The 21,167-nt window shown below is 40.1% G+C and carries 20 protein-coding genes and 1 tRNA gene; 7 read left to right on the top strand and 14 right to left on the bottom strand.

What is annotated here, in order from left to right:
- Position 1: 1 nt before the first annotated feature.
- From KIT27_10475 to KIT27_10460, 4 genes are all read left to right on the top strand, one after another.
- Positions 2 to 661 (top strand): DUF2490 domain-containing protein, encoded by a 660-nt coding sequence (locus KIT27_10475; GenBank protein MCW5590067.1) that lies wholly within the window; start codon positions 2 to 4, stop codon positions 659 to 661.
- Between the two features lie 189 nt (positions 662 to 850).
- Positions 851 to 1,807, top strand: a complete 957-nt coding sequence (locus KIT27_10470) for a hypothetical protein (GenBank protein ID MCW5590066.1) — start codon at positions 851 to 853, stop codon at positions 1,805 to 1,807.
- A gap of 136 nt (positions 1,808 to 1,943) precedes the next feature.
- Positions 1,944 to 2,099 (top strand): hypothetical protein, encoded by a 156-nt coding sequence (locus KIT27_10465; protein ID MCW5590065.1) that lies wholly within the window; start codon positions 1,944 to 1,946, stop codon positions 2,097 to 2,099.
- Between the two features lie 235 nt (positions 2,100 to 2,334).
- Positions 2,335 to 2,649 carry a helix-turn-helix transcriptional regulator gene (locus KIT27_10460; GenBank protein MCW5590064.1) on the top strand — a complete coding sequence of 105 codons (315 nt, stop codon included), beginning with the start codon at positions 2,335 to 2,337 and terminating at the stop codon, positions 2,647 to 2,649.
- Positions 2,650 to 2,651: 2 nt separating this feature from the next.
- Here the strand turns inward: KIT27_10460 and KIT27_10455 are convergent, their stop codons facing one another.
- Positions 2,652 to 3,980 (bottom strand): hypothetical protein, encoded by a 1,329-nt coding sequence (locus tag KIT27_10455; GenBank protein ID MCW5590063.1) that lies wholly within the window; start codon positions 3,978 to 3,980, stop codon positions 2,652 to 2,654.
- Positions 3,981 to 4,177: 197 nt separating this feature from the next.
- On the opposite strand from KIT27_10455, the gene KIT27_10450 reads away from it, so the two are divergent.
- Positions 4,178 to 5,965, top strand: a complete 1,788-nt coding sequence (locus KIT27_10450) for a chloride channel protein (protein ID MCW5590062.1) — start codon at positions 4,178 to 4,180, stop codon at positions 5,963 to 5,965.
- 137 nt (positions 5,966 to 6,102) lie between these two features.
- Here KIT27_10450 and KIT27_10445 read toward each other — a convergent pair whose 3' ends face one another.
- The 3 genes from KIT27_10445 to KIT27_10435 all read right to left on the bottom strand — a co-directional run bounded on the left by KIT27_10445 (position 6,103) and on the right by KIT27_10435 (position 8,677).
- Positions 6,103 to 7,089, bottom strand: coding sequence for a fumarylacetoacetate hydrolase family protein (locus KIT27_10445; GenBank protein MCW5590061.1), 987 nt, complete (start codon positions 7,087 to 7,089; stop codon positions 6,103 to 6,105).
- Positions 7,090 to 7,091: 2 nt separating this feature from the next.
- Entirely contained in the window at positions 7,092 to 8,162 is a 1,071-nt protein-coding gene (gene hppD / locus KIT27_10440) for a 4-hydroxyphenylpyruvate dioxygenase (protein MCW5590060.1), read from the bottom strand.
- A 68-nt stretch (positions 8,163 to 8,230) separates the two neighbouring features.
- The gene (locus tag KIT27_10435) at positions 8,231 to 8,677 is read right to left on the bottom strand and encodes a protease inhibitor I42 family protein (protein ID MCW5590059.1); all 447 of its coding nucleotides are present in this window, start codon (positions 8,675 to 8,677) and stop codon (positions 8,231 to 8,233) included.
- A 204-nt stretch (positions 8,678 to 8,881) separates the two neighbouring features.
- Here KIT27_10435 and KIT27_10430 point away from each other — a divergent pair, with 204 nt between their 5' ends.
- Positions 8,882 to 10,111: a DNA recombination protein RmuC gene (locus KIT27_10430; protein MCW5590058.1), complete on the top strand. Its 1,230-nt coding sequence runs from the start codon at positions 8,882 to 8,884 to the stop codon at positions 10,109 to 10,111.
- 280 nt (positions 10,112 to 10,391) lie between these two features.
- Here the strand turns inward: KIT27_10430 and KIT27_10425 are convergent, their stop codons facing one another.
- The 3 genes from KIT27_10425 to KIT27_10415 all read right to left on the bottom strand — a co-directional run bounded on the left by KIT27_10425 (position 10,392) and on the right by KIT27_10415 (position 16,032).
- Positions 10,392 to 10,583, bottom strand: a complete 192-nt coding sequence (locus KIT27_10425) for a hypothetical protein (GenBank protein MCW5590057.1) — start codon at positions 10,581 to 10,583, stop codon at positions 10,392 to 10,394.
- Between the two features lie 222 nt (positions 10,584 to 10,805).
- Complete coding sequence (locus tag KIT27_10420) at positions 10,806 to 15,671, bottom strand: NAD-glutamate dehydrogenase (protein ID MCW5590056.1); 4,866 nt, start codon at positions 15,669 to 15,671, stop codon at positions 10,806 to 10,808.
- A 285-nt stretch (positions 15,672 to 15,956) separates the two neighbouring features.
- Positions 15,957 to 16,032 (bottom strand) — tRNA-Lys (locus tag KIT27_10415).
- Between the two features lie 183 nt (positions 16,033 to 16,215).
- On the opposite strand from KIT27_10415, the gene KIT27_10410 reads away from it, so the two are divergent.
- Positions 16,216 to 16,518: a type II toxin-antitoxin system RelB/DinJ family antitoxin gene (locus tag KIT27_10410; protein ID MCW5590055.1), complete on the top strand. Its 303-nt coding sequence runs from the start codon at positions 16,216 to 16,218 to the stop codon at positions 16,516 to 16,518.
- 19 nt (positions 16,519 to 16,537) lie between these two features.
- On the opposite strand, the gene KIT27_10405 is transcribed toward KIT27_10410, so the two are convergent.
- The 7 genes from KIT27_10405 to tolA form a co-directional block, all read right to left on the bottom strand.
- On the bottom strand, positions 16,538 to 16,837 hold the full coding sequence (locus KIT27_10405) for a helix-turn-helix transcriptional regulator (GenBank protein ID MCW5590054.1): 300 nt from the start codon (positions 16,835 to 16,837) through the stop codon (positions 16,538 to 16,540).
- Positions 16,827 to 17,111, bottom strand: a complete 285-nt coding sequence (locus tag KIT27_10400; protein ID MCW5590053.1) for a type II toxin-antitoxin system mRNA interferase toxin, RelE/StbE family — start codon at positions 17,109 to 17,111, stop codon at positions 16,827 to 16,829. The genes KIT27_10405 and KIT27_10400 overlap by 11 nt, the downstream gene beginning before the upstream one ends.
- Before the next feature lie 122 nt (positions 17,112 to 17,233).
- Positions 17,234 to 17,881 carry a 7-carboxy-7-deazaguanine synthase QueE gene (gene queE, locus KIT27_10395; GenBank protein ID MCW5590052.1) on the bottom strand — a complete coding sequence of 216 codons (648 nt, stop codon included), beginning with the start codon at positions 17,879 to 17,881 and terminating at the stop codon, positions 17,234 to 17,236.
- Entirely contained in the window at positions 17,874 to 18,848 is a 975-nt protein-coding gene (ybgF, locus tag KIT27_10390) for a tol-pal system protein YbgF (protein ID MCW5590051.1), read from the bottom strand. Before ybgF ends, queE begins: the two co-directional genes overlap by 8 nt.
- 4 nt (positions 18,849 to 18,852) lie before the next feature.
- Entirely contained in the window at positions 18,853 to 19,443 is a 591-nt protein-coding gene (locus tag KIT27_10385; GenBank protein ID MCW5590050.1) for an OmpA family protein, read from the bottom strand.
- A 27-nt stretch (positions 19,444 to 19,470) separates the two neighbouring features.
- On the bottom strand, positions 19,471 to 20,793 hold the full coding sequence (gene tolB, locus KIT27_10380) for a Tol-Pal system beta propeller repeat protein TolB (GenBank protein ID MCW5590049.1): 1,323 nt from the start codon (positions 20,791 to 20,793) through the stop codon (positions 19,471 to 19,473).
- An 8-nt stretch (positions 20,794 to 20,801) separates the two neighbouring features.
- Positions 20,802 to 21,167: cell envelope integrity protein TolA (gene tolA, locus KIT27_10375; protein ID MCW5590048.1), on the bottom strand; the 366-nt coding region annotated here is incomplete at its 5' end.

Here is a 21,167-nt window from a genome sequence, read left to right as displayed (position 1 = left end):
CATGAAGAAGCAGTTTTTTTTATTTTTAGTATTGATGTTACCTCTGGTTTTATTTGCCAATTCCACCAAGCAAGTATACGGTGCTTGGTGGAATGTGGATATTAATCATAATGTCGATAACTGGGAATATTCACTGCAAATGGAGGCGCGCACACTTTTCAACTCTGCGCCCTTTAGACGTGCAGTATTAAGACCCATGATTGGCTATAAAATAAAACCCAATGTATCGATTTGGTTAGGCTATACTTCCGAGCCTAGTATTAATGCGAATAACGAATTTTTTTATAGCCATAATATTTTAGAAGAATTACGTTCAAAATTTTTCTTTAAATATTTAACCCTGCGCTTGCGCTCGGAGCAACGATTTTTAGATACGGGAAATAACATGGCGCAACGTTTGCGTACACGTTTGCAAGTCACGCTGCCGTTGAGTAAAAACAGGTTAGAGTTTATCGGCAGTGATGAATTATTTTTTAATCTCAATCATCCATCGTGGGTCGCCAATAGAACGTTATCCGAAAATCGCGCGATCCTTGGTATACAGCATCGGATCAGTAAAATCACTAAAATGCGCTTTTCCTATATGAATTTATTGAGTTTAGGTAATACCCGTAATACCATGAATCATATTTTTATCGTTTCTTTTTTGATGAAAGTGTAGCCTGGAACGGAGCGCAGCGTAGATCCAGGATCGGAGTTTTAAAATTTCACCGATCCTGGATCTACGCTGCGCTTCGTTCCAGGCTACCTCACGCTCCGTTCCAGGCTACGCACTACGCACAAAATCATAGCATTATTGGGCATATTAGGTTATAAATTAAGGTAACGGAGAACTAACTCTTTTAAGGATATGCGTATTAAACTCTTCGATAAGATCGTGAAAAAGCTGATTGCTTGGCTCATGAAAGATGAACCGCCAAGCCGATTTCCCTTGAGTGATTTTGATCGCCTACGCCATGAAATTCGCCCCTGCGATGTCCTGCTTTTTGAAGGACGTTCACGCGTGAGCGAAGTGATCAAACTCATCACTCAAAGTCCGTGGTCGCATGCTGCCCTTTATATTGGCCGCTTGCACGATATTGAAAATCCCATATTGCGCGATCGCATCAAAGAATTTTATCCGCATGAAGATAATGAGCAGTTAATCATTGAAAGCGTCTTAGGCAAAGGTACCTTAGTGTCACCACTCAGTCGCTATCATCGCGATCATATTCGTATTTGTCGTCCCAAAGGTATTTCTCACCACGATGGCCAACAAGTCATTGGTCATGCCATTGGCCGCTTGGGGATGGATTATGATGTCCGCCAAATTGTCGATCTCGCGCGATTTTTATTTCCTTGGAGCGTGATCCCAAGACGTTGGCGCTCGAGCTTATTCACTCATAATCCCAATGCACCCCTTCGCCAAATTTGTTCGACATCATTAGCCGAAGCCTTTGATTCGGTAAAATTCCCCATATTACCCTTGATTAAAGAACACGCCGAAACTGGTATTGAACTCATTCCACGCAATCCGCGATTATTTACTCCCAAAGATTTCGATTATTCACCTTTTTTTGAAATTATTAAATATCCGATTTTTGATATGTCACTCAGCGGAGCGCTGTATCGTAATCTTCCCTGGAATCGCGAAGGAACCTATAGCAATGATGATGGCAGTGTTTATGCTAAAACTCTGCCTCAACAAGCGAAAGCCCCTGAATCGGCAGATCTCGACATGAATGACTCAGCAAACGCTACTAGCAATGAAAACGCCATAGAAGAAAAAGGTTTATTATTTAAACGCAAAAAATATCCTTCTGACTAATGCTAATTGATAATTTAACCCTATCAATACCGATATCTACCGCTAGGTTAATTTCATATAATTAACCCACAGTTTGTCAATAACTATTATTGACAATTATGGTTTCCTATTCTAATAGGAAAATTAGGAGGCCAGAGTGATTAATGTTGTAAAGTTTGCTGTTAATATAAAAAAGGATTTTCATCGAGTTCCGCTTCCAATTAAGAAAAAACTTTTTACTTGGGTTGCAGCGGTTGCAGAAAAAGGACTTCACGAAATAAGAAAAATATTAGGTTATCATGATGAACCTTAAAAGGTGATAGACAAGGCCAGCGTTCTATACTCAAAACAATTGGATTTTAGGCGAGGCGTCGAGTTAAAGATGCGAAGGAGTGTATACTGAATACATGACTGAGCAGCTTTAGCTCGACAACAAAGCCTAAAATTCAAGTGTGAAGAGTATATACGACTTAATAAACAATGGTGAGCAATTTATCGAATTATCAATGAAAAAGTTGAATTTATACTGATTGAAGAGGTAATACCACATGACTACTAAGAAAATCCTACTTGCGCGTGAGGTGCTTAAAGATGTTATTCACTCCTCATTTGGTCAATTTATTCGAGATATTAGAACATGTGATGAAATTTCCCAAACTGAACTCGCTAAACGCATGGATGTGTCTCGTCAATTTATTAATGCCATTGAAAAAGACAAAGCGACTATTAGCTTAGAAATGGCTATCAAAATTGCTGGTGCTTTAGGTTACCCCTATGAAGCCTTTGTGGAAATATATATCAACGACATGTTAAGAAAATCCGGCATCAAAAAAGTAGTTCATTTTACCTCTAGAGCAGCCTAAATTTAGTTTAATCTCATCGTATGATCAGTCGTGGGTGTAAAACTCCAAAATCGTTCTAACAGTACTTTTATCTCAGCTTCTTGAGTTACGTCATGGGGGTGCTGAACATTCAAATGTTGATAAAAAGCGTCTGCGTGATTTTCATGAGCTTTAATATTATCAACTATCTTTTGGGTAAGATTGATTTCAAGATCTTCAAAGATTGCAAAAATTTTGCTTAAAGATTTTTTTTGTCGAGTCTTTAAAAAGAAAATTGCATTTTCTTTCGTCAAGAGCTTGTTAGAATTAGACGCTAACTGTCCAATAATGGCGTCAAACGCAATCACTTCAGTGAGAGATTGATCGCAGCGTGTAAAAGTATATTTCACTGGCTTTGGCACAAAGCGGGGGTTAAATCTGATCCCATTCTTTCCCAAAAGAATTAGACTATTTTTTATAAAACAATAAGCAATACCTACCCTATTTTGACTTGCAACATACGATAAAATGGGTATGCTTAATTTGAACGTATTATTTAACAGATAAAGTAACGCGTGATTAGCTTGAATATTTTTAAGATCTTTTACAATCACCCTGGACTCAAGCTCGTTTGCTAAATCATTTTCCACCAATATTTTTTTAATAGCCTTCATATGATCCGTAGTTGCGCTATTATCATCTAACTCATCTAAAGTTTGACTCTGATGATATTCTTCAATTTTCTCATAGGAAGCCTTCATGAACCTATGATATTTTTTACCTACACTATCAAAAATAAGCTCAACAGAATTAGCAGGAAAAAAGCGATACTCCATCAGCGAAGTTGCATTATTTTCAATATTAAAACTTTCTTTGCTGATCTGATTAGTCTCGTTAAAACTTTGTATATTTCGCAATAAATTCATTAAAAATCGATTAGGTGTGCCATGACCACTAAAATCGGAATGAATAAATAGTTTATTCAAATACAAAAGTGCTTTTTGATCAACAAAATCTGCCCCAAACGAAAATGCACACGCCAAATAAACTTTTCCATTATTTTTCAGTTTAGCGATATCAAAAGTAACCTGGCATTCATTCTCATCGCTAAATAGATCAATTGCCTCACGTCCACAAATTATGATTGTCGGATGAATTCTTAACCCTTCATCATCAACTTGTTGAGTATGTTTAACCCAGGCATAGATTAATGATTGCGTTAAAAACTCCGGTTCGTTTAAGCAAGCTTGAAGATCACTCATATTTTCAACAATAACTGGCGTTGGGAGCCGATTTGGTTTGACAATTTCTTTGAATAATACGTCAGGTTGGGCTATGGCTTCTATTAATTGTTGTAATTTTTCTGGTATCATAAGATGTTATCTTCCAAGTTTTGTTATATTTTTTATTACTGTTATTGTCAAACAGCGCGCGTATTTAAACACAATAATCTTCATATTTAAAGACACCTTATAAAAATATATTAAATATCGTTATTTTCTCTAGAATTTTCTCTCACATCAGGTAAAATTCGCAGATTCAATCAGTACTACTCAGGAATTTGCCGCTTATGGAACGCTCAACCACTCAGCTCGAAAAAATAGAAGCCATCGGACCCTTAGGCATGACCTTTGCAGCGATTGTGGTTGGGATTGTGGGTGGTATTGGTGCGATTATTTTTCGCGCGCTCATTGGCCTCATTCACAATTTTATGCTCTATGGAAAAATCGATATTAACTACGACGCGAATATTCATGCCGTAGCACCTCATTTAGAATGGTGGATTATTTTCGTTCCCGTCATTGGCTCGATTGCCGTGACTTGGCTTGTAAAAAATTTTGCGCCTGAAGCGCGGGGGCATGGCGTGCCGGAAGTCATGGATGCCATTTACAATAAACAAGGTATCATTCGACCAATTGTGGCAATTGTAAAATCGCTCGCCTCAGCAATTTCCATCGGTACCGGTGGCTCTGTCGGACGCGAAGGACCTATTGTACAAATTGGTGCGGCCATGGGTTCTACTATGGGCAGAATTATTCGCATGCCCGCCCGTCAACGAATTATTTTAATTGCTTGTGGCGCAGGTGCGGGCATTGCAGCAACGTTTAATACCCCTATCGGCGGACTGACTTTTGCCGTCGAATTAATGTTAGTCTCGATTAATGTTTCAAGCATCACTCTAGTCGCCATTGCCACCATCACCGCCTGTTATATTGGCCAGATGTATTTTGGTGCTCTACCCGCTTTTAATGTTCACGATTTAGAAGTCTTTATTCCTAAAGCCATCAGTGCCAGCGATTTGTTATTATATGCGCCATTTGGGGTGTTAGTGGGAATTTTCGCCGCAATTTTTATTAAATCCATTTATTGGTTTGAAGATTTATTCGATGAATTACCGATGAATGCGTATTTTCGTCATATGCTCGGCATGTTTTTATTAGGGATTTTATTATATTTATTCATGAAATATACCGGAAATTATTATATACAAGGCGTGGGCTATTCAACCATTCAAGATATTTTACGCGGTATTTTACAGCATCCATATTTTTTAATGTTATTAGTCGTCGCCAAACTGTTGGCAACGTGCTTAACCCTAGGATCGGGTGCTTCAGGTGGCGTATTTTCACCTTCGTTATATATTGGCGCAACCCTGGGTGGTGTAGTGGGAAATATTTTAAAACTCGCGTTACCTCATGCTCATATTCATCCTGAAATTTTTGCGCTTGCCGGCATGGCTGGCATGGTAGCTGGCAGCACCGGTGCGGTGTTAACGGCGATTATTATGATTTTAGAAATGACTCACGATTATAATGCCGTGTTACCCATCATGGTCTGTGTGGCGGTTGCACTAGCAGTGCGCACGATATTTTCACCACGCAGTATTTATACTTTAAAAATTCGTCGTCGTGGTGGTTATTTGCCAGAAGGATTGCAAGCTAGCATGCGTACCGATCAATGTGTGGTCGATATTATGTCGAAAAAATTACAATTTATTAACTACCAGGACTTACAAAATTTAACGGGTAGTGCCTGCGTTGCCTTATTCCAACCGCACCATCATATTGTGATTACGCAGAATGAAGAAATTTTGGGATCCATTCCTAAAGCCATCCATCAAGCTTTATCACGATCGCAACACATTAGCGTCGATGAATGGATCGATAAAAATTATTTAATTATTTCCTCAACCAGCAGCATTGCCAACCTACTCCGTTTACGCAACCTGCATCAGGTTGAAACATTATTTTTAAGCACACATCCTAAACAACCTGGAATAAAAGAAATTGTCGGAATTATTACTGCGAATGAAATTGCAGAAAGTGTGGAAAGTGTCGCGAATATTATTAATGCTTAAACATAACGATCCCATGGCAACATTATGGGATCGCTTAAGGCTTGAGATTTTTGAGCACCAGCCCTCAGGAATCAACGCGATACGGCCAGCAGAGTAGAATTATCAACATGCCCTACCCTATAAATTTATGAGCCTCTTTATCTTAAATAGGGTTTAACGACTTGATCGATAGCGCCAAAAATAGAATGCCCTTGTTCATCCAGCATTTCAATACGAATACGATCCCCAAATCTCATGAAAGGAGTTTTTATTTCGCCTTGATTAATTTTTTCGAGCATGCGAATTTCTGCCAAACACGAAGAACCATAACTGCGATCAATATTGGATACTGTACCCGAACCAATAATACTGCCCGCGCTTAAAAAGCGCGATTTCGCGGCATGGGCAATTAATTGTGGGAAATTAAACGTCATGTCGACGCCAGCATTAGGTTTACCAATGAGTTGACTATTCAAGTGACTGATTAAGGGTAAATGCACTTTTCCCTGTTGCCAAGCACAGCCTAATTCATCTAAGGTTACCGCAACCGGTGAAAAACTCGACGCAGGTTTACTTTGAAAAAAACCAAAGCCTTTATTTAATTCGGCGGGAATTAAATTGCGTAGTGAAACATCGTTGACGAGCATCACTAATTTAATGTGTTGACTAGCCATTTCGACACTCACACCCATCGGCACATCATCGGTGATAATGGCGACTTCTGCTTCAAAATCTATTCCCCACGCTTCCTCTTGCACAAGAATATCATCGGTGGGTGCGATAAAAGCATCGGAGCAGCCTTGATACATTAAAGGATCCGTCCAAAATTCTTCTGGTAATTCGGCGCCACGCGCTTTACGCACTAATTCCACGTGATTCACATAGGCGCTACCATCTGCCCATTGATAGGCGCGTGGTAATGGTGAATGTAATTCTTGCGGATGATAAGGAAAAGTATCGTTAAGCGATCCTTGATTTAAGCGTTGAGATAATTCTTGTAAAGCATCCTGCAGCTGCTCCCAATTTTCTAGTGCGTATTGTAGTGTCGGAGCAATTGACTTAGCACTTATCATCGTGCGTAAATCGCGACTGACGATCATTAATTCACCATCGCGTGTGTGATTTTTACGGGTTGCTAGTTTCATATTTAAATATCCACTTTATCAGTTTTAGCTTTTAAGACACCGCGACGAATTTGATCCAATTCCATCGCCACGAATAAGGCACGAAAATTACCTTCACCAAATCCCTGATTACCTTTGCGTTCGATAATTTCAAAAAATGCAGGGCCTACCATATTACCGGTAAAAATTTGCAATAATAATCCTTCTTCGGTTTGAGCATTACCATCAATTAAAATTTTATTGCGTTGCATGCGCGATAAATCTTCACCGTGTCCCGGAATGCGCTCGGGAATTTGTTCGTAATAGGTATCAGGCACTTTTAAAAATCGCAATCCGCGTAAGCGCATGGTTTCCACACTGTCATAAATATTCGCAGAGCCCAGGGCAATGTGTTGAATACCTTCGCCATTATACAATTGCAAATATTCTTCTATTTGCGATTCGTTATCGGTCGATTCATTTAAAGGAATACGAATTTTATTACAAGGACTGGTGAGTGCGCGGCTAATTAATCCGGTTTGAATACCACGAATATCAAAATAGCGAATTTGACGGAAATTAAAAATCTGTTGATAAAACACCGCCCACTCATCCATATTGCCGCGTAAAACATTGTGGGTGACATGATCTAAATACGTTAAACCGACACCTTGAATAAAAGATTCTGAACTGATGCGATTAAAATTATCTTGATAAATTTCATTCGTGGATTGATAGCGATCGATAAAATAAATTAAACTTTCGCCAATGCCATAAATTGCCGGAGCTTGTACTGAGGTTTTACCGCGTTCGCCGCGATATTCACGCGCACCTAATTTTAATGCCCGCTTAAAAGCATATTCTGCATTTTTTACCCGAAAACCCATGGCCGAAATCGAAGGGCCATGCGTGTGACGAAAGCGTTCGGCCATACTTCCTTCAGCATTATTAATAATAAAATTAATATCACCCTGGCGCAGCACGGTAATATCCATGCTTTGATGTTGCCAAAATGGTGCAAATCCCATATTCGAAAATTGTTTTAACATTTTTTCTTTATCGGTGGATGCAAATTCAATAAATTCGAAACCGTCTAAACCCATAGGGTTTTCCATCAATGCGGGGGTTTGATTAGGATCAAAGATTGCCATGCTGTTTTCCTTTAAAGTCGATATTGAATCAATTATTCAGTGGTTGCTTGTGTGATAACATAAAATATCAGCGGTTTTTGTTTTACCAATGCTTGGCCTATTTCCCAAGGTTTGGCATATAATAATTTAATTTCCCCTACGTAAGACGCGTTAAATATGGTGGGATTAACCGTGAAATACCAACGTGTCACACCCGGTTTTCCAGGCATAGACGTCTTAGGTGCGATAAAAACTTGTTTATCTAATGATAATAAATTGCTGGGATAGGATACGGTAAACCATGAATAGCCGGTGGTGGGGTTGGCTTTTTGTTCGATGATGATTTGCTTATTTTCTTTGGTTAATACAATCGTTTTAGCCGCATCGTGATAGACATTTGGCGGAGTCGCCGCAGACACTAGTTCCGAGCGGGCGATAGATTCATCGGCAAAGCCATTGATTGCGAAAAGTAAACTTAATATTATGAGTAAGCAGCGCATTCGATTTTCTCCTAACCTTAGCCTTTTATGAGGGCGTGTTAACAATTCGTTAGGCTGAGACGTAGCTCGTTGCTTTAGCGTAGTTGTCAGCATGCCCTAATCTTGAAGTTAATTATACTCATGAATATAGCGCTCGCCCATTATTTTTTACGTTCGACGCTTATTTTGTTAGTATCTCCTATCCACTGTCAATAAGGACTTTTTATGGAAATTGCCCTGGTTATTTTACTCGGTGTTAGTATTGTCTTGTTAGCAATCGTATTACGCAGTGTAACACAGTTACGCGATCAGCAATTGCGTTTGAGTACGCAATTTGAACATCATCAATTCGAACAAAAATTCTATCAATTATCTCAAGAAATTCATCAACAACATCATCAATGGCGTGAACAGTTGCATCAATCTTCACAACAATTACAGCAATTAATTCATCAACAACATCGTGATGATATGGAAAGTGTCTTAAAACACTTACAGCAAGGTATTCAGGATTTACGTGCGCAAATTCAACAAACCTTAGAAAATAATACTCAATTTGTGGGTAAACAAGTCGATTCATTAAATCAAACCACACAAGAAAAACTACAGATGATTTCGGGACTCGTCGAAAAACGCTTAAGTGAAGGTTTTGAAAAAACCAATGCTACTTTTACTGATATCATGAAACGTTTGATTATTATCGACCAAGCGCAACAACGAATTACCGAATTATCAACTCACGTAGTCAGTTTGCAAGAAGTGTTAGCAGATAAACGCAGTCGCGGCGCATTTGGAGAAGTGCAATTAAGTGCCTTGATCCGCAATATGTTGCCAGAGAATCATTTTGCTCTTCAACATACGTTAAGCAATAACACGCGAGTGGATTGTTTGTTGTTTCTGCCCGCGCCCACCGGAAATATTTCAATTGATGCTAAATTTCCGTTAGATACCTATCGACAATTAACGGAATGCCGGAATGAAACAGAACACAAAGCACTTGCGCAACGTTTTCGCCAAGATTTGCGTAAACACATTCAAGATATTGCCAGCAAATATATTTTACCGCCAGAAACAGCCGATGGCGCCATCATGTTTTTACCCGCAGAAGCGATTTTTGCTGAAATACATGCGCATTTTCCTGATATCGTCGAAGAAGCGCAACGCGCTAAAGTTTGGTTAGCTTCACCGACGACGATGATGGCAATTTTAACCACTGTGCGAGCCGTGATTAAAGACGACGCCACTCGCCAACAAATTCATATTATTCAAGAGCACTTAAGAAAACTTGCGAAAAATTTTGAACTCTTCCGCTCACGCATGAATAATTTGTCCGTTCATATTCGCAAAGCCCACGAAGATGTCGATCAAATTCACACCTCCGCCAATAAAATTGTCACTCAATTTGCAAAAATCGAAGCCGTCGACTTAGCCACAGAAGAACTCGAAGAGCAGTAATCTCGCTCTAAAAGGTAGCCTGGATCGAAGCGAAGCGGTAGCCTGGAACGAAGCGAAGCGAGATCCAGGATCACCACCTGAATAAATGATCAATACTCTGAACCTACTTTGAATCCTAGAGATATTCCAAAATTACATTTCCCCGGCAGAGATTCACGATAATTAAATTAACAAGACGGTACGAATGTCTAATAACATAAAATAAAGCACTTCGCTGAACCTATAAAAAACAAAACCCGCAAAAAAGCGGGTTTTGTTTTTTTTAAGTGACCTTAAAAAATTATTTACCATAACGGTGATGTCTTGCACCTTTGGTATAAATTGGAGCAGCTTTCGTATAAACAGGAGCTGGAGCAGCTTGTTGGCAAGTGTTGCTTACGCCCATACCGGAAGTATTCGCACAACCAGAAAAACCAACAACGGCAATAGATGCCACTGCAACAACAGCAACTTTACTAATTAATTTTCTCATTGGATTTACCCTCTTTAAAATAAAGTGTTAACACTAGACTTACCGTTAATAAATTTGCTTGGTCAGAATTTATAGGTGATATCCCCCTCTAGTCCCAAGCAATTTTCGGTTAAGCCGAATGGCTATTTATACCTAAGTTTTTGCTGAATGCAAGCCCTAAGCCAATAAAAAATAATATTTATTTACAATAATGATTATTTTATTACTTCCGATGCACAAAAATTAATGAGTGACTCGGTTGGGTAAATTTTCAACCGCCGCAAGCGCCATGTCAAAAAATGCACGAATTACCACATACATCATGGTATAGTTAATTTTACCTAGACGCATTTTAGTCATGATTTGCTGCCAACGATCGACCATTTCTTGATATTGATGATACCAATCTTCAATTTGCTGACTAAGCGCCATGGTATTATCGCTATGAAGTAAAACGCCACTGGTTAATGTGCGTTGCAAAGAATCGATATCATCGCGATAATGTGAGCGCGATAATGCCTCCCAACGATTCGATACTTTTAAACTGCTAATTTGCGTGCGTAGCCAATCTAAATGCAAATATTCACCGACGGCATAATACGCTTTGGCAAAGGTTTCTAGGGTAAAACCACGCGTTTTTGCCCCCTCGATAATGTCCATTGCCGAATACATTTCATTGCAAATCACAATTTTTTCTGCGATCGCATCGGGGACACCTTGTTCTTGTAATGCTGATAACTGTTGGTTAAACGATTCTTGGGCTACTCCTTGTAAGAGAGTGGGTAGTAAACGTTGTAATTCATCCACGGCATGTAAAAAATATTCTACGCCCGTAGCGATATTTAACGGATGCGGACGATTGCGTAATATCCAGCGCGTGACTCGGCGAATAAGACGATTCACGGTAAACAATAAATTAGATTGCACCTGAGCATTCACATTATTTTCCAGCGCAATAATCAAATGATTAAATGTGGTTAATTTAAAAATACGTCGCGCCATCATATAAGCACGCACGATATCGGCTTGAGATGCGCCCGATTCATCTTGTAAACGCGCCACAAAGGTTAAGCCCATTTCATTTAAAATAGTATTACTTAATTGTGTCGCAATAATTTCGCGGCGCAAGCTGTGTTGACGCATTGGCGCAAGAAAACGTTCGCGTAGCACATCTGGAAAGGCTTTTTCCAGCATATTTTGCAAGTTATCATCTTCAGGAAGATCGGTATCTAAGAGTTGTTGTTTTAAAATATTTTTACTATAGGCCAGTAGCACCGCAATTTCTGGACGAGTAAAACCTTTACCATCATTTTTACGTTCAATAAACGCTTTATGATCGGGTAAATATTCGAGCTTACGATCAATTAATGATTTTTGTTCTAAATCATTTATGTAATCGGCATATAAATCTAAATTCGCAACGGCTTGCTCAGCGGCACGACTGATCGCTAAGGTTTGTTCATAATTATCCCGCAAGACTAATTTTGCAACTTCATCACCCATTTCCGCGAGTAATTGATTACGTTGTTTTTCGGTTAAGTCACCGTTAGCCACAACCGTGTTTAATAAAATTTTGATATTCACTTCATGATCGGAGCAATCCACTCCGGCTGAATTATCAATAAAATCAGTAAAACAAATGCCACCATTTAAAGAGTATTCAACTCGCGACGCTTGGGTTAAACCTAAATTGCCGCCTTCTGCAATCACACGTGCACGCAGTTCATTGGCATTCACGCGAATCGCGTCATTGGCACGGTCCCCGACATCGGCATGAATTTCATGGCTGGCTTTGACATAAGTGCCTATTCCACCATTCCATAATAAATCTACCCGTGCTTTTAAGAGATAACGAATTAATTCTTGCGGAGTGACATAATCGCTTACAATATCCAAACGTTCTTTCATGGCTGCGGTGACTTTAATGTATTTCGCACTGCGTTTAAACACCCCACCACCCGTTGAAATGAGGTTTGGATTATAATCTTCCCAGGTAGAGCGCGGTAAGTGAAATAAACGCTGACGCTCCTGAAAACTTTGAGCAGAATCGGGATTGGGATCGATAAAAATATGAATGTGATTAAACGCGCCAATTAAACGAATGTGGGGGGAAAGCAACATACCATTGCCAAAAACATCGCCGCTCATATCACCAATGCCCACGACGTCAAAATCCGTGGTGGCGACATCTAAATTTAATTCGCGAAAATTACGTTTGACCGATTCCCATGCGCCGCGTGCGGTAATGCCCATTTTTTTATGATCATAACCTTGCCCACCACCTGAAGCGAACGCATCGCCCAACCAAAATTGATATTCTTGCGCAATTTGATTGGCAATATCAGAAAATGTGGCCGTGCCTTTATCGGCAGCCACGACTAAATAGGGATCGTCATCGTCATAACAAATAACTTGAGGGGGTTTTACTACCTCATGATTAATTAAATTATCGGTAATATCGAGTAAGCCGCGAATAAAATTTTGATAGCAATGAATGACAATTTCCATTAATTCTTCGCGCGTGGCATCCGCGGGTAATAATTTAGGAACAAAACCACCTTTTGCACCTTGTGGCACGATTACAGCATTTTTAACTTGTTGCGCTTTCATTAAACCTAAAATTTCTGTGCGAAAATCTTCTCGGCGATCTGACCAGCGAATACCACCGCGCGCCACTTTTGCCATGCGTAAATGCACGCCTTCAAATTGAGGTGAGTAAACAAAAATTTCATAACAAGGAGCAGGTTGTGGAATATCGGAAATCACGCGAGAATTTAATTTAAAGGATACATAAGACTTCGCTTGATTATTGGCATCCGTTTGAAAAAAATTGGTTCGATAGGTTGCCTGAATAACTTCTAAATAGCGACGAATAATGCGATCTTCATCGAGGCTTGCCACTTCATCTAAGGCCAGGGTTATTTTCGCCAGTAAACGTTTTACAGTTTCTTCCCGATTAACAATAGTGCTAGGTTCAAATAATAATTTAAATAAACCAATTAAATCACCTGCAATTAAGGCATGTTCACTCAAGGCTTGTTCAATATAGGCTTGGCTAAAGGTAAAACCAATTTGTCGTAAATATTTAGCATAGGCGCGTAAAATCACCACATCACGCCAGGAAACGCGTGCCGTTAACACTAAGCGATTAAAACCATCATTTTCCGCGTCTCCAGTCCACACGGCGGCAAAACATTCTTGAAATAATTCTTTAACCGCATCGACATCTAAGATAGCGCCTTGATCGTGAGTGACATTAAAGTCATTGATCCACACTTCTTTATCCTGTTGAAATTCAATTCGATGGGGTCTTTCCCATAAAACACGTAATCCCATATTTTCAAAAATTGGTAACGCGTTGGAGAGTTCAAATGTTTCGTTGGCTTGAAATAATTTAAAATGAAGAAAGCGTTTATCTTCTATCGGCGAACGATAAACACTCATGCTTAATGAATTTTTAGCCAAGGATTCAATGTGCGTAACATCCACTACTGCTTGTTGCGGAGAAAAAGTTTCTTGGTAACTGGAAGGAAATGCATTTTTATAGCGAGTAATGAGTTCATTGCCTCGCTCTTCGCCATAGCGTTCAATCAATAAATCATTAAAATCATCACTCCATGTGCGAGTGATGGCAATAATTTCTTGCTCGATGGATTTAATATCATAGTGAATTGCCGCATCAGCATTCACTCGCACCACAAAATGAATGCGCGCTAATAAGGAATCCGAAAATTGCGTAGTAAACGATACTTCAGAACCTTGGAATGCGCGCAATAAAATTTTTTGAATATTTTCGCGCAAATACGTACTAAACCTGTCGCGTGGCACATACACCAAACACGAAAAAAATCGATCATAAATATCTTTACGCACGTAAAGTTTAACTCTTTTGCGTTCGTAGAGATGATAAATTCCCAGACTTAATTCATATAATTCATCGACGCTCGCTTGAAATAAATCATCGCGTGGTAAGGTTTCTAAAATATTTAATAACGCTTTGGCGGCGTGTCCGGTAGGTAATAGCCCTGACATCATCATCACTTTTGCCACTTTACCGCGCAACAGTGGAATGTGTTTTGGGCTGGTATTATAAGCCGTTGACGTATATAAACCAATAAAGCGACGTTCACCAACAAATTTACCCTGCTTATCGAATAATTTTACGCCGATGTAATCGGTATAAGCACGGCGATGAACGGTGGATAAGGTATTGGTTTTTGCAATCATTAGCACTTGTTTGGATAATATTTGTTTACGCGCTTCTGAAGGCATATTAGCGAGAACGCGCGAAAGTGTGCTGTGCTCTTCATTACGCAATACCCCGAGGCCAGTGCCTGGAACTAAATTTAACGATTGATTTTCACCCTCTCCCACTAATTGATAATCGCGACAACCGATAAAGGTAAAATGATCGCGGATCAACCAATTTAAAAAATCTTTAGCTTCAGTAATATCTTCGGGATCGTGATTGCTGTGCAATTGATTTAAAGCTTCGACACATTCGCTCATGCGTTTTTTCATGAGCTGCCAATCTTCAACTGCTTCTCTTACATCATTGAGGGCGTGCATTAAGCCTGCTTTTAATTGATTTAAGGCCGCTTCATCGGTTTCTTTGTCGATTTGAAAATGCAAAACCGCTTCATATTCTTCATGGTGATGGCCATTACGCAGTAATACCTTTTGAATTTGGTGATGAGCATCGCGTTTAAAATGGATCCCACCACTATGCATGATAAAATGCGGACTGTAGCCTTGGCGGGTGATTTCCATTAGTGAAGAATCGACTAAAAATGGCATGTCTTTCGAGGATATTTCGACAATGGTGTGGGTGGATTGCCAACCGTCATGCTCAAGACGAGGATTATAAATGCGAATTTTTATTTCGGCTGGATTGCGCTGCGTTAAAAAACTCCATAAAGAAACCATTAAACCGTAAAGTTCGTTTTCTGAAAAAGAACATAAGTCTTCTTCAGCCACAGTCGCGTAAAATTGTTGCGTAAACTGACTGATTAAACTGGCTTGAGAGCTCCCCATCTGCTGGGTTAAGGTTTGAATCACTTTCGCAATTGTTAGTTCTTTCTGACTCATCACAGCGACGCCACTCACGATTGAATTCTCCATTCAGTAGATAATTGATGCGAAACGATTAGGGCATGCTAACAATGCTACTCTGCTTAGCATTCGCCTTGATTTTTTATGCGCCCCTGCCCAAAAATCAACGAACCACACTTCAGCGTAGCGAATTGTATCACGCCTTACGGTTTTTCAATGCGTCGTCATCGTATCATATTTTATACAGAAATGGTTATAAAATTCTGGGGTAATAGTGTTTATTATTGATGAAGTTAGCTTAAACAAGATTGGGCAAATTTTGGATAACTTGCATTAATAAAGTGGTGGGTCGTGATGGATTCGAACCATCGACCAATAGATTAAAAGTCTACTGCTCTACCGACTGAGCTAACGACCCACTGAATCAATCAGAGAGGTGAATGATACTGATTTCATTCAAAATGGCAAGGGTTTTGGTAAAATTTTTTAACTGCGCGATAGAACTATTTTATCAAAAATCAACAAAGTATTAGGTCTATCGCTTGAATGTATCTCAAATGAGATATAGACTTTAAACATCAATAGTCATGGAGAAGTCATTATGCCTCATACTTCAATGCTACATGTTCGCGTAGACAATGAACTCAAGACCAATGCAGCAAAAAATCTTGCACGTTTTGGTTTGACAGTATCAGACGCCGTTCGTATTTTGCTAACTCGCATAACTCAAGAAGGCGGCTTGCCATTAGCATTAACAACTGATCCAGAAGCACATGATGCTTGGTTTCGTGAGAAAGTACTTGAAGCTCTGGCTGACACGCGGCCTGCTGTATCTCATAAACAGGTCATGGACGAAGCACAGTCCTTAATTGCACGGAAGCATTTAAATGACCCCATTGTCTAAACCACGATAAAATAGTAGCTCAAGCAGCTTTAACCTCTACAAGCATATTTATGCCTTCATGATCGAGTGCATCTTGAATCGCCAATGCAACAAACTGTTCTGGGGAGTAGCCTAACCTTAGCGCAAAATCATTCGCCTTCTTGGGGCTAACACTTTTGCGACCATGCTCTAAATCGCAAAGATATTGCGTGGAGACGTTTAGTAGTTTTGCGAAATCAGTTTGACTGATTTCATCGCAAAGGCGTATTGAGCGAATAACACCACCTAGCGTGAGTTTGCCACAGAGTTTTTCTAGGTGTTTTTTTGCGTTAGTAGTCATGCTTGTTTACCTCCATAACCGTGATCAAATGGACTATTTGGCGTTCATCTACAGTGTATATTGCACGATATGCCTTGTTGAGTCTGATTGATCGCTGACCTTTGCGATTTCCTTTGAGTGGCTCATCGTGAAAACCTTTAATCTTCCTGGTATAAGAAATGCCAAATCGCTCAACGGCATCTACCCAAAATAATAGCTTTTCTTTGATAGACATCGGTACTTTCGTTAAGTCTTTTTGAGCGCTTTTAGTTAACTCAACTTGACAAAGTGTCATTCAATAATCCATTTAATATTAGTCGATACTACTCCAGTTTACACCAATTATGTGTAAATCTCAAATCGACAGACTAAAAATTTTATGAACTGCATTACATTAAAAACTGGCATTTAAAAGTCTTACTTCCCCGGCACATCACCCCACAAATATTTATGCAATTGTATTTGCAGGCGTACGGGTAGCCTATCTTCGACGATCCAGTTGGCTAAATCCGTGGCGGATAATTGTTGATAGCTGGGTGAGAGTAAAATTTCAGCACGTTCACATAAACGATGTTCGCTCAAAATATTTTTTGTCCATTCATAATCAGTTCGATCACAAATTACAAATTTAATTTGATGGTGAGATTTAAGATAATCGAGATTGCTCCATAAATTTTTATCAACCTCGTTTGATCCTGGCGTTTTAAGATCTAAGACGACATGCACCCGTGGATCGACATCAGCTATGCTAAGTGCACCACTGGTTTCCAGTGATACCTGAAAGTGTTCATCACACAATTGGGTTAATAAGGTTAAACAAGCTGGTTGTGCTAAAGGCTCGCCGCCTGTTACCGTCACATAGCGTGTGGTATAAGATTTTATTTGTTGGATGATGGTGGACAGATCCATTTTGGTTCCACCTTGAAACGCATAGGCGCTGTCGCAATATTGGCATCGCAACGGACAGCCAGTTAAGCGCACAAATACCGTTGGCACACCGACTGTTTTGGTTTCGCCCTGCAGCGATAAAAATAACTCAGTAATTCTGAGTGAAGGTTCAAGCATTGGCATTCGCCGCCGTTGAAATATCTTGTAAGCGTTTGTTTGCTAAATGCGCCGCTGGAGAATCTGGAAATCGTTTTACAACTTTACGAAAATTTTCGCGAGCTTGCGCCAACTTACCTTCGTCGTAAGCCATGTAGCCGAGTTTTAACCAAGCATCAGCCGCTTTGGTGGCCGTCGGAAATTGGGTGACGACAAGATTAAATTGTGTTTTGGCATTGGCATTATCGCCATTCACTAAATACAATTCGCCCAGCCAATAATGCGCATTCACTAAGAAACGTCCTTGAGGATAGGCTTTTAAATAATCCTGTAATGCCGTGATGGCTTGTTTATAGTTGCGTTTACCAATATAAGAATAGGCATTTTCATAAACATCTTGTTCTTTTAATTGATTTTCCGTGCTGCCGATGGCGGCCAAATCACTTGCAGCTCCCGATTTAAGCGCAGCGCTGGTTTTGGTTGATTTGCCCGTTTTCAGTTTATCCAAACGATTACTTAAATCTTGATAGATGTCACGTTGTTGGTTTTGCAATACCTGCAATTGATGGGCTTGCACGTCCAACTGACCGCGTAAATCTTGTACTTGTTGCTGCAACTGCGCAAACTGTTGCGGAGATTGCGTTTGTTTCATGAAACGAATTTGTTGTTCAAGCCGTTGCACCCGTTCATCCAAACTCAAACCTTGCACGTCATCGGCGGTTGCATCTTGATTGTTTGAAGCCGTTGAATCGGTTTGAACTAAGGGTGTACTAGGATTGGAACCAACCGCAGTATTTTGATTGGTTCCATTTCCATTGATGTTTGATGCGGATGGTTCTACTGTTGAGCCTCCAGAAACAACCGGCGCCCCAGCCGATGCATTCGTCGAATTATTAGCGGACGAATCATCATTGCTGAATTGGGCAAACCCGTTAATACAGGTGGCGATGGCTAAACTGAATACTGCCAGTAGAACAAACCGTTTCATCGTCTTATGCCCCGAATTTCATGTTGACACGACGATTTTGGCTATAGGAGCCTTCATCGTTACCCAATGCTACTGGTTCTTCTTTACCATAGCTAATCACCGTGATTTGGCTAGAAGAAACCCCTTGCATTTCTAACTCTTGTTCAACTGCTTTCGCACGACGTTCACCTAACGCTAAGTTATAAGCACGACTACCGCGTTTATCGGTGTTACCAGCCAGCGTAATATGAACACTAGGGTTTTTGGTTAAGAAAATAGCGTAACCGTCGATCACTTGTTTAGCGCTGGGTTGTGGATTGGAATCGTGGCCAGCATTGGCATTTAATGGTTTTAATGCCCAAGGTTTAATATCGTTACTGTCATATGAGAAATAAATAGTGTTATATTGTTTCACCAAACTTGCGACTGTAAATGAACCCACTTGGCCGCTAAAATCAGCATTAGGACCAACGCCATTTACAATTGCACTATCACTACCATCGCCTGCTAATGCACCACCAGCTCCTGCACTGCCCCCTGGAACTGCGCAAGATGCGACTAAAAGAGTTGCCGCACTTAACGTCAACGTGGCTAAAACATGTTTAATCATTTTCATAATATTTCCCCTACCTAGGTAAAAAAGTTAAGATAAAAAAGGAGACCAAGCTGGAGATTGCACATCTCCATCGCGGGAAGGTAAATTTAATTTAACTCGCCCATCCGCGGAAACCATAGCGAGTTGAACTCTACTGCCAACGTTACTCGCATAAAGAATCATTTGCCCATTTGGGGCAATGCTGGGCGATTCTTCAATACCCGATCCCGTTAATAACTTTAAAGTTCCCGTCGCTAAGTCTTGAGAAGCAATATCGAAATTGCCTTGCGCATCTCGATGCAGCATTACAATCGATTTTCCATCAGGTGTATAGCTTGCACGCGCATTAAAACTGCCATCGAAGGTGACTCGAGAAATTGCACCTGAGGCTAAATTAATTTTATATATTTGCGGAGAACCGCCGCGATCGGAGGTAAAAACAATTGAGCTACCATCAGGCGACCAGCTCGGTTCCGTATCAATAGAATAACCTTGCGTGAGTTGACGCATGCTGCCATTACTTAAATTCACCGTATAAATTTTGGGGCTTCCACTTTTAGACAATACCACCGCTAAGGTTCTACCATCGGGTGAAAAAGCCGGCGCACTATTAATGCCTTTGAAGCTGGTAATTAATTGGCGTGAACCGCTGGTAATATCTTGCATAAAAATTTGCGAATTACCATTTTCAAAGGATACATAGGCGAGTTTCTTACCATCGGGCGACCAATCAATCGACATGATGGGTTTCCACGAACGCAATAATACTTTAGGGTTATAACCATCGGCATCGGAAATTTCTAATGAATAGCGTGCGCGCTGTCCTGGTGAGCGCACAACATTGACATAGGCTAAGCGAGTGGAAAAAATTCCACGAATGCCTAATAAACGTTGATAAATTAAATCGCTGATGTGATGAGCAAGCGAGCGCATTTGGTTTTCGGGAATATTGAACGTTTGATTCAATAAAACGGATTGATTTTTGTCTTGCGCTTGATTAGCAAATAAATTTAATAATGAAGTTTGTACGCTATATTGGCCGCCAGAACCTTGTACCTGCCCGATAACTAAATCATCCATGCCAAATTTGCGCCAGTAAGGGAAATCGACTCCGGCAATATTACTTGGAAATTGCGACATTTTATTCACCGGCAATAAGCGAAATTGCCCTGAATTTTTTAAATCAGAGCTAATGACTCCGGCAATATTATTATCTTGCGAAAAATCTTGGCCCTGTCCTGCAAAAGGTACGACCGCAATGGGAATGGCGTTATTAACCCAACGTGTTAATTCAATATTTAACAGCGCATAAGTGGGGTTTAAAAATAAAAAACCAAGACTGGCTATGGTTACTTGCAATAATCTACGCATACTCTTCCTTACGTTGTAATGGTGAACTGTCGAAAATATTGGTCAAATATATCGGGATCGGAGGGAACTGGCAATGGGGAAGCTTTATAAACTGCATTCATTGCCGATTGATCCAGCGCACTATCACCACTGGTGGTTGCAATACTCACCGCAACAACCATACCGCCCGGCGCTAGTTTTACTAATAATTTGGCTTTGGCATCGGGTGACGACGATTCGGGTTTATTCCAATTATTTTCAATCGCACTTTGAATAAGTCCCATGTATTGTGAAACCACATTATCCGTTTGCGCTTTGCGCAGAGTATTTAATTTTGTTTGTTCTTGTGATAGTTGTTGTGCCATTTGTTGTTGTAATTTATCTTTGGTTAATTT

The sequence above is a fragment of the Legionellales bacterium genome (genome assembly GCA_026125385.1).
Lineage (GTDB): Bacteria > Pseudomonadota > Gammaproteobacteria > JAHCLG01 > JAHCLG01 > JAHCLG01.
Note: the sequence above shows the minus strand (reverse complement) of the source record. Positions and strands in the feature narration are given on the sequence as shown.

What these genes read in the sequence shown, in the direction of transcription:
- KIT27_10475 (MCW5590067.1), top strand. Translation starts at nt 2, where the DNA reads ATGAAGAAGCAGTTTTTTTTATTTTTAGTATTGATGTTACCTCTGGTT.
- KIT27_10470 (MCW5590066.1), top strand. Translation starts at nt 851, where the DNA reads ATGCGTATTAAACTCTTCGATAAGATCGTGAAAAAGCTGATTGCTTGG.
- KIT27_10460 (MCW5590064.1), top strand. Translation starts at nt 2,335, where the DNA reads ATGACTACTAAGAAAATCCTACTTGCGCGTGAGGTGCTTAAAGATGTT.
- KIT27_10455 (MCW5590063.1), bottom strand. Translation starts at nt 3,980, where the DNA reads ATGATACCAGAAAAATTACAACAATTAATAGAAGCCATAGCCCAACCT.
- KIT27_10450 (MCW5590062.1), top strand. Translation starts at nt 4,178, where the DNA reads ATGGAACGCTCAACCACTCAGCTCGAAAAAATAGAAGCCATCGGACCC.
- KIT27_10445 (MCW5590061.1), bottom strand. Translation starts at nt 7,089, where the DNA reads ATGAAACTAGCAACCCGTAAAAATCACACACGCGATGGTGAATTAATG.
- hppD (MCW5590060.1), bottom strand. Translation starts at nt 8,162, where the DNA reads ATGGAAAACCCTATGGGTTTAGACGGTTTCGAATTTATTGAATTTGCA.
- KIT27_10435 (MCW5590059.1), bottom strand. Translation starts at nt 8,677, where the DNA reads ATGCGCTGCTTACTCATAATATTAAGTTTACTTTTCGCAATCAATGGC.
- KIT27_10430 (MCW5590058.1), top strand. Translation starts at nt 8,882, where the DNA reads ATGGAAATTGCCCTGGTTATTTTACTCGGTGTTAGTATTGTCTTGTTA.
- KIT27_10425 (MCW5590057.1), bottom strand. Translation starts at nt 10,583, where the DNA reads ATGAGAAAATTAATTAGTAAAGTTGCTGTTGTTGCAGTGGCATCTATT.
- KIT27_10410 (MCW5590055.1), top strand. Translation starts at nt 16,216, where the DNA reads ATGCCTCATACTTCAATGCTACATGTTCGCGTAGACAATGAACTCAAG.
- KIT27_10405 (MCW5590054.1), bottom strand. Translation starts at nt 16,837, where the DNA reads ATGACTACTAACGCAAAAAAACACCTAGAAAAACTCTGTGGCAAACTC.
- KIT27_10400 (MCW5590053.1), bottom strand. Translation starts at nt 17,111, where the DNA reads ATGACACTTTGTCAAGTTGAGTTAACTAAAAGCGCTCAAAAAGACTTA.
- queE (MCW5590052.1), bottom strand. Translation starts at nt 17,881, where the DNA reads ATGCTTGAACCTTCACTCAGAATTACTGAGTTATTTTTATCGCTGCAG.
- ybgF (MCW5590051.1), bottom strand. Translation starts at nt 18,848, where the DNA reads ATGAAACGGTTTGTTCTACTGGCAGTATTCAGTTTAGCCATCGCCACC.
- KIT27_10385 (MCW5590050.1), bottom strand. Translation starts at nt 19,443, where the DNA reads ATGAAAATGATTAAACATGTTTTAGCCACGTTGACGTTAAGTGCGGCA.
- tolB (MCW5590049.1), bottom strand. Translation starts at nt 20,793, where the DNA reads ATGCGTAGATTATTGCAAGTAACCATAGCCAGTCTTGGTTTTTTATTT.